This is a genomic window from Zhongshania sp. (assembly GCF_041623545.1).
In the GTDB taxonomy this organism is placed as follows: Bacteria; Pseudomonadota; Gammaproteobacteria; order Pseudomonadales; family Spongiibacteraceae; genus Spongiibacter.
The window spans coordinates 1-8,209 of sequence record NZ_JBFJWS010000140.1; the positions used below are offsets into that span (position 1 = coordinate 1).

Annotated in this window: 7 protein-coding genes and 1 pseudogene; 5 read left to right on the top strand and 3 right to left on the bottom strand. The window is 48.3% G+C overall.

Features of this window, described 5'->3' with window-relative positions:
* From ABYT30_RS12315 to ABYT30_RS12330, 4 genes are all read left to right on the top strand, one after another.
* On the top strand, positions 1 to 1,011 hold a 1,011-nt coding region (locus ABYT30_RS12315; RefSeq protein WP_373096739.1), incomplete at its 5' end, for an aldehyde dehydrogenase family protein.
* 147 nt (positions 1,012 to 1,158) lie between these two features.
* On the top strand, positions 1,159 to 1,620 hold the full coding sequence (locus ABYT30_RS12320; RefSeq protein WP_373082212.1) for an ATP-dependent zinc protease: 462 nt from the start codon (positions 1,159 to 1,161) through the stop codon (positions 1,618 to 1,620).
* An 86-nt stretch (positions 1,621 to 1,706) separates the two neighbouring features.
* Entirely contained in the window at positions 1,707 to 2,612 is a 906-nt protein-coding gene (rimK, locus tag ABYT30_RS12325) for a 30S ribosomal protein S6--L-glutamate ligase (protein WP_373082214.1), read from the top strand.
* A gap of 9 nt (positions 2,613 to 2,621) precedes the next feature.
* Entirely contained in the window at positions 2,622 to 3,686 is a 1,065-nt protein-coding gene (locus ABYT30_RS12330; RefSeq protein ID WP_373082216.1) for a succinylglutamate desuccinylase/aspartoacylase family protein, read from the top strand.
* A 143-nt stretch (positions 3,687 to 3,829) separates the two neighbouring features.
* On the opposite strand, the gene ABYT30_RS12335 is transcribed toward ABYT30_RS12330, so the two are convergent.
* Both ABYT30_RS12335 and ABYT30_RS12340 read right to left on the bottom strand, forming a co-directional pair.
* Entirely contained in the window at positions 3,830 to 5,293 is a 1,464-nt protein-coding gene (locus tag ABYT30_RS12335; RefSeq protein ID WP_373096741.1) for a YiiX/YebB-like N1pC/P60 family cysteine hydrolase, read from the bottom strand.
* 343 nt (positions 5,294 to 5,636) lie between these two features.
* Positions 5,637 to 6,047 (bottom strand): hypothetical protein, encoded by a 411-nt coding sequence (locus ABYT30_RS12340; RefSeq protein ID WP_373082219.1) that lies wholly within the window; start codon positions 6,045 to 6,047, stop codon positions 5,637 to 5,639.
* Between the two features lie 628 nt (positions 6,048 to 6,675).
* Here ABYT30_RS12340 and ABYT30_RS12345 point away from each other — a divergent pair.
* Positions 6,676 to 7,788 carry a helix-turn-helix transcriptional regulator gene (locus ABYT30_RS12345; protein ID WP_373096744.1) on the top strand — a complete coding sequence of 371 codons (1,113 nt, stop codon included), beginning with the start codon at positions 6,676 to 6,678 and terminating at the stop codon, positions 7,786 to 7,788.
* A 32-nt stretch (positions 7,789 to 7,820) separates the two neighbouring features.
* Here the strand turns inward: ABYT30_RS12345 and ABYT30_RS12350 are convergent.
* Positions 7,821 to 8,209, bottom strand: a pseudogene (locus ABYT30_RS12350) (hypothetical protein); the annotation flags it as partial.

Sequence of the window (8,209 nt, forward strand, 5' to 3'; positions counted from 1 at the left end):
GCCATGATTAAGTGCTCAGAAGTCACCCCCAAAACCGGCGAACTACTAGCAACACTGACCCCCAAGTATTTTTCCAACGACGAGATTGCCGTGTTTAACGGCGGCCAGGAAGTCGGCGCACAATTTTCGGCACTGCCCTTCGACCATATTATATTTACTGGGGCCACCAGTATTGCTCGGCATATTCTGCGCGCTGCCGCTGACAATTTAACCCCTGTGACCCTAGAGCTCGGCGGCAAGTCGCCAGTCATTCTAAGTAAAAGCTACCCAATTCAGGACGCTGTAGAGCGTATCTTCGGTGGCAAGATCCTCAATGTCGGTCAAGTCTGCTTATCCCCCGACTATGTCTTTGTACCCGAAGACCAACTAGAGGCATTCACCCAGGCGGCAAGCGCCTACATCACCAGTATGTTCCCGACTTTACGGGACAACCCAGATTACACTTCTGTGGTTAACGAGCGTCACTATCAACGCCTGCAGAGCTACCTAGCAGACGCCCGAGAGAAAGGCGGCGATGTGCGTGAAATCAACCCGGCAAATGAGGACTTCAGTCAGCAGCAGGGCACCTTCAAAATTCCGCTTACCTTGGTCGTTAACCCCAGTGACGACATGCTAGTCATGCAAGAAGAGCTGTTTGGCCCGGTTATTTGTATTAAAACCTACCGCCAAGTCGAAGAGTGCATAGATTACGTCAACGCCCGCCCCCGCCCACTGGCGCTGTATTACTTTGGCAAAGACCAAGCAGAGCAGCAGCATATTCTAGATCACACCGTATCTGGCGCCGTTACGATTAACGATGTGATTTTTCATGTCAGCTGTGAAGATCTGCCCTTTGGCGGTATTGGCCCGAGCGGCATGGGCAACTACCATGGCGCCGATGGCTTTAAAACCTTCAGCCACGCCAAAGCCATTTATAAACAGAGTAATATCAACTTCCAAAAACTGGGCGGCATGGTGCCTCCCTACGGCGAAAAAGCCGACAAAACCCTAAAAGCGATGATCCGCAAGTAAGCCTGAAACCGCAAAACTAACCGCGCCCCGCTGCTGGGGCGCGTATACCGACCTTCAATACTAAAAATAAGACACTGAAAAGCTACTCCCCACGCCCCTTAACAGCTATGCTGCCAAGTTAAGTCTGACGATATAACGAGGCCGTATTTGCCACAGACAATATTAGGATGGCGCGAATGGATCAGCCTGCCCACTTTAGGGATCAGTGGTCTCAAAGCCAAAATTGATACCGGCGCCCGCAGCTCTTCCCTTCACGCTCTTGATATCAAGGCGATCGAGGTAAACGGCGAGCACTGGGTAGAATTTAAAGTAAACCCTCAGCAGCACGAAACCACCGAGCTTATACACTGCCGCGCGCCAGTTAAAGACTACCGCCAAGTCACTGATTCTGGCGGCCACCGCAGCATGCGCTATGTTATAGAGACCCACATTTGTATTGGCAGCGACAAATTTCTAGCCGAAATGACCCTCGCTGACCGCTCGCAAATGCTGTTTCGCATGCTATTAGGACGGACTGCTATGAAAAATCGCTACACCGTAGACCCAAGCCGCTCGTATTGCGCAAGCCAAAAACCGGCGAAGCCACCCAGCCAAATTATACCAAGCTAATCTCGCCCTGCGCGTGGAACTAAATATTAGCCAAGCCAATCTGAACACTCCGCTTAACAAGCCGATAACAACGAGAATACCAAACCATGAAAATAGCCATACTGTCTCGGAACAGACGCCTCTACTCCACCCGCCGCTTGGTTGAAGCGTGCACCGAACGCGGTCATGAAGTTCGGGTGCTGGATACCCTCAAATGCTATATGGAATTAAACTCCAGCGAGCCAGTGGTGTGGTACAAGGGCGAACGACTAGAAGGTTTTGACGCCATCATCCCCCGCATTGGCGCCTCGATCACCCCTTACGGCCTTGCGGTTATTCGCCAATTTGAAATGCTCGGCACCTACAGTCTGACCGAGTCCGTGGCCCTTGGTCGTTCACGCGACAAACTGCGGGCCCTACAATTGTTATCCCGCAAAAATGTCGGCATGCCCATTTCCAGCTTTGCCCATGACGTTCACAACACCAAAGAACTCATCAAACTGGTTGGCGGCGCGCCGGTGGTGGTCAAGCTTCTCGAGGGCACGCAGGGCCGCGGCGTGGTACTAGCAGAAACCGCCAAAGCTGCCGAAAGCGTTATCGATGCCTTCCGCGAATTGAAAGCCGACTTCTTAGTCCAAGAATTTATTAAGGAAGCAGGCGGTGCCGACGTGCGCTGCTTAGTCATAGGCAAAAAAGTGGTCGCCGCGATGCAGCGCACCGCCGCCAGCGGCGAATTCCGCTCGAACCTACACCGCGGCGGCACCGCTGAACTGACCCGCCTTACCCCTGCGGAGCGTGCAACCGCAGTAAAAGCAGCGCAAATCATGGGCTTGAATGTTGCGGGAGTTGATATTCTGCGCTCTTCACGGGGACCATTGGTTATGGAAGTGAACTCATCGCCGGGCCTTGAGGGTATTGAAACGGCCAGCAAGAAAAATGTGGCGGGCGAGATTGTCAAATTTATTGAAGAAAATGCCGGTCCAAACAAAAACAAAACCCGTGGCAGGGGTTAAGAGCGCACCATGAAAAAACTGACCATCGCCGGTGTCGATATTCCCGTCGGCTGCCGCACCCAGATCGAACTGCCAGTTGCGCAGCTGTACACCAATACCGAACTGTCCATGACCGTAAAGGCCATTCGCGGCCGCAAAGACGGCCCAACCTTATTTGTTAGCGCGGCGATTCACGGCGACGAAATCAATGGCGTCGAGATTGTCCGGCGTTTACTACAACACAAAGCCCTCCGTTCACTGCGTGGCACCTTGTTGGCGATACCCATTGTGAATGTGCATGGCTTCCTCAATAACAGCCGCTACCTGCCCGATGGCCGCGACCTCAATCGCTCCTTTCCCGGCTCGCCAAAAAGCTCGCTAGCCGGACGCATGGCCCACACCTTTCTCAATGAAGTGGTACTGCAGTGCACCCACGGTATCGATCTGCATACCGGCGCTCGGCACCGCAGTAATCTGCCCCAGATCCGCGCCGACATAAAAGACGAGTCGACCCGTGCCATGGCCGAGAGCTTTGCCGCGCCGGTCATCCTGCACTCGGCAACGCGAGATGGCTCACTGCGAGAAATCGCCAGCAATCACAATATTCAAGTTCTGCTTTACGAAGCCGGTGAAGCCCTGCGCTTTGACGAAATCGCGATTCGCGCCGGCGTCAGCGGCATTATTAATGTAATGCGCCATATCGGTATGCTACCCGCGTCGCGGAGCAAGAAGCCAAAACGCACAAGTATGATTACCGGCCAGTCAAGCTGGATACGGGCGACTAGCAGCGGTGTGTTACGGGCGCTGGTCCCATTGGGCGAGTTTGTCCAAAAAGGCGATGTACTCGCGCTGATTTCCGACCCTATGGGTAATAACAGCGCAGACAATAAAATTCTCGCTAATGACAATGGCATCGTCATTGGCCGCACCTTCCTACCCCTAGTTTACGAAGGTGACGCCTTATTTCACATTGCCAAATACAAGGCTAATATCGGCGAAGCGCTTGAACACGTTACCGCGTTTAGGGAGGAGTTTGAGCCCGAGCCCTACTCCACCTCAGACGACAGTGAAGACCATCCGCCTATTGCCGGCTAAGCATCAAAACAGCAGCAAGTGGATTTTTAATTTTCCAACACTTGCCGCTGGTTAACGTAAATCTCGACAACATAAAAGCAAATGGGCTTTACCGCGGTTTCTTGAATATTCTAAAATCGACTTCTGACTTACGGACATTTAACTCACGTTTTCGAAAGCTGTAAATAGAGATATTTCTCTTTCTCCACGCAGCGCCTTTTAATCCTTATATTATCCCTAATATGGACCCTGCCATCCGAATAGCACACTTTATATCGCTTTTTAAACGTTCCATCACTCTGCAAGTTAAACCCCATTAGATTCGCAAGAATTTCTTTTTCTTGAAATTTCGGCGCCTCTTCTTCACCACTCGTTACAAAAGATATCAATTCAAGCGGCGCGTCCTTGTAAAAAACCAATTCCGCAATTTCGTTAGGTCCAACAATCGTCCTACCAAGCATGCTTCTAGTCGGCCACTGGTAGTCGCCGTAAGCCAAATAAACCAATTCGGAGCAAGTGACTTTATAGGAAGTGTCAACATTAAAACCAAAGTCATACTCCTTTCCAAACTGTTCACTTAGAATACGATACACTTTCAATATCCTGCTTTCGGACTTATCCAACAGGCCTTTTACTCTGATGGACGCAAAAGCATCCATTTCAAGCCAATCATCAAAACGTGAAAAGCCAGCTCCCTGCCTCCTTATTTCGAAAATCGAGTTTCCATTTTCAATATTGTCTCTGAATGGCGCCAGCTCTTTACTCTCCCAAATCCCAAGCTCAATTAATTGTTCTTTCGTGCCTAACCAAACTGCATTATGCCCCCAATACCCCGGTATCAAGTAGTCTGTTAACTTATTGGATTTCTTTTCAAAAACAATATCAAGCGGCATTAACTTCGCCAAAATATTATTTTTCAACTGAACATCAACACTTACCCTACCACTGCGACCCCACTCAATTGGCCCAGCAACAGCGCCCAATGAACGGCTAACAGTCCCTGTTGACACATAAAATATTTTCCTCAACGCATCAATAATGCGGAAATCCAATGTCGCAAATCCTTCTAATGACTCACCCCTATCGAATTTTTGATAAATTAAGGAATTTTCATACCCTCGAGGCTTTTTTCTCGCCACTACACCCAAAAGATAGGGTAGTTTGTTTCTATTTGACCTAGACAAAATATTTTCAATAAATATTTCAATTTTATTATCCAGAATCAATGACTGATCTTTAAGAATAAATCGATAACTTATACTCTCCATATACTTATTATAGAGCGCTTGAGTTCTTTCTATTAAATATAGCTCCGCCAGCGCTTGATGCTCTTCACTACGCTGCCTTGACAGCTTCAAGAGATTATCCGAAGCGGCAATATAGGCCTCCCAGCTGTCCTTCACTAGCGCCACAAACAAACCGTTGACATTTCTTCGGGTCACCAGATAATCAACCCCATGCACTCCGAGTTCAAGGGTATGCTGATAGATAGCTAAATGTCTTTTATTAGCTGATAAGCTAGAGTTACTTTTAATTTCAGTTAAGTTTTTTTCAAAATCTCTGAGCTCAGACGAATGCACGATCGCCGAAGACAACACAAATATAAAAAACGAAATTAACTGATTCATGGTCGCCTGAAACATCACAAATTGGTGTAGCGTCTAGAGCTAGTTGTTGCAAAATCAATTCACCCACCACAACTAGTCATCAGCGATTGATGAGAAAATTAAGAAAACACTTAACACAAATAGAAGCCTTAGCTGGCTTTTCATTAGAACAATAGATCGCTTAATAAAAATACACACTTCAACGTCAGCCCCTAGCCTTCGATAAATGCTGTAAAGGTAGCGATATAAATCTACACCTTGATTGTCGACAATCCACTAAGATTGGGCTGGCGCCCTAAAGGATGACCTGGTAGATACAAATAGACATCCATCATGTAAATCCCCCACCAGCCCTGCATCTTGATTAATACGCAACTGGTGTAAAAGCCATTGAGCGTTTGTGAAATCCGAAGCGATATATCGTCGCCTGGCCTTCCTTAATTTCAACAGAGGTTTCAGTCGAACTTGCAGCACAGTTTCTATTAGGATATGCGCGGAGCGAGTGTCGCCCGGCGGTTAAGTGCAACTCAAGATTTTCACCTACATTGATCGGTGCAACCTGCACATCACCAATCGTAATCAAAGGAATGCAAGCGGCCCCTCTCATTCCCGTATCGCGATTGATAACAAGCACACCAGTATTTTCACCTGGCACACGATAATTATCTGTTTTCCACAGGCTTTTTTGAACCGGCGTTGGGCTCCGAGTTGCGACGGTATTGGCGGCGCAGGCTGACAATATTGCGACTGCGCAAAATGCGGCAAACACTTTCATTTATTAATCCTCCAAGTTTAAAAAATACATTGCGGCTACTTTAGCGTCGCACTGACACCGTGACGGCCTTAGAAAAGCTGATTCCAACGGCCAATCATCCAACTCTTCTCACTATCAATTCAGTTTTAAACGTTTCGCAAAACCTAGGTAGGCGTTTCGTTTCGTCGAACGAATTTGGCTTTTTCGCGACCAATGTACATTTATTTCAGTATTGGAATTTCAGATATATGTCGCTTATTGGCGGGCCGTTGCTAGCGCATGAATGGCTAATGCTTAAAACATGCGGCCTCGCCGATCGCCAACTAAACAAGTTGGATTAACACCGAATTCCACTAAGCTTTCCACGTGAACGATCACTGCAATATGGGATAGCGTCTCTGCTTCAGGCACTGACTAATCAGCATAAACATCTACTTACCAATCTAGCCTGACATCGTCGAAATACTGCGCAGCCAAGCCCACGGCGGCCAGCCGGACTCGACCATGTCCACTAGATTTGCCCACGGCCTAATCTAACGTTATAGTTTATTTACCGCCTCCCCTAGATTGGGGAGAAACCGCTGACAGCCGCAACGACGACACGCAGGAAGTGTGTCAATACGCCGCAGGTAGGGCCGACACCCGAGTAATGCAAAGTAATAAATTATCCCAGCTAATTGGCGAGCTTTACCGACACGCCCACCAAGCCGACGGCTGGATGGCTTTTTTTGCCATGCTCGAAACCGAAATTCCCTCTCGCTCGACAACACTGATGTTTGAAGAAATTCAAACTCACTCAACAGATATTGTGCTCTCTCGGCATTTGGCTGACCACGAGCTGCAAGTCTACGGCGAACATTATGTGCACACGGATGTTTGGGCCGAGGTTATGGCCGACTTACCGCTCTTTCAATTTCATAGCAATGAAGCAGTGCCAGACAGGCAGTTTCTAGCTTCAGAGTTTTACGCGGATTACACCAAACCGCTGGATATTCGCTATGCCTGCGGGGCGTATATAGAGAATCCCAAAATTGGCCAGGCCTTTCGCGTTACTATTCAGCGCGGTCATCAACATAAACCCTTCAGCCGCGACGAACTTGCCACTCTCAATCTCTTTGTTCCGCATCTACAAAATGCATTGGCTATTTACAAACGCAATATCGCCTTAGAATCACTGCAAAGTGGCTTTGATTCAATTACCAGCATTATGGATTGTGCTGCCTATCTGTTGCGCTCAGACGCAAGCATCGTCTCGCAAAATGAACTTGCCGAACAATTACTACGTCAAGATATTGCTTGTGTTTCCGCAGGCAAACTTTCATTTCGGCCACACAAGCTACGCAATACCATTGAGCAACTTATAAATAATCTGCAGAAATTTACTGACAATCGCTCCAGGTCCTGCCGCAACTACGCGCGGACCAAACAGTATCAAATTAGCGTGGAACCCCATCTACTCCCCTGCCTAATTCCCGGGGAACAAGAGCTTGGAATACTCCTACAAATAAAAAGTAACGATGCCAATATACATATTGATTTAGTGGGTTTAGAGGTTTTATACGACCTCACCACCACCGAAGCGAACGTCACTCGTTTGCTTTGCAAGGGCTTAGTTGTTAAAGAAATAGCTGGCACAATGGGCGTAAAAGAAAGCACTGTACGCTCACACCTCAAAGCAGTTTACGCCAAACTTGGCGTGCGCTCTCAGCCCGAGTTACTCAGTACAGTCATGACGTCGCTAGCTAGAGCCAAAATGACATGAGCAAGAGGCTAGCGAACCACATTCGCAGCTAATCACAAAGCAGAACGCGACTCAAATCGCTCAACCATGGGCTGAAGATAATCCAGCATGAAGTCACGAAAAATTCGGATTCTCGCAGTCGTTCGCAAGTCGAGATTGGTCAATAGCCAAAAGCCCGTTGGCTCCATTACCCCCTGCGCGGGAATTTGAATTAGATCCGGGTCGCTATTACCCAGTGAACAGGGTAATTCGCCAAAGCCACTGCCCTGCCGCACCAAATCGTAAATTACATTCAAGGAGTTCGAGCGATAGCGAATAGGCATATCTGGGTAACTTTGTCGCAGCCACTCCGGTGTAATCTTGCCGTCTAACATCCAAGAAATAGCGCCCACGTCACTTTTACCCGTCAAGTAGTCTTGCCACACCTCATTAGTGGCAAATA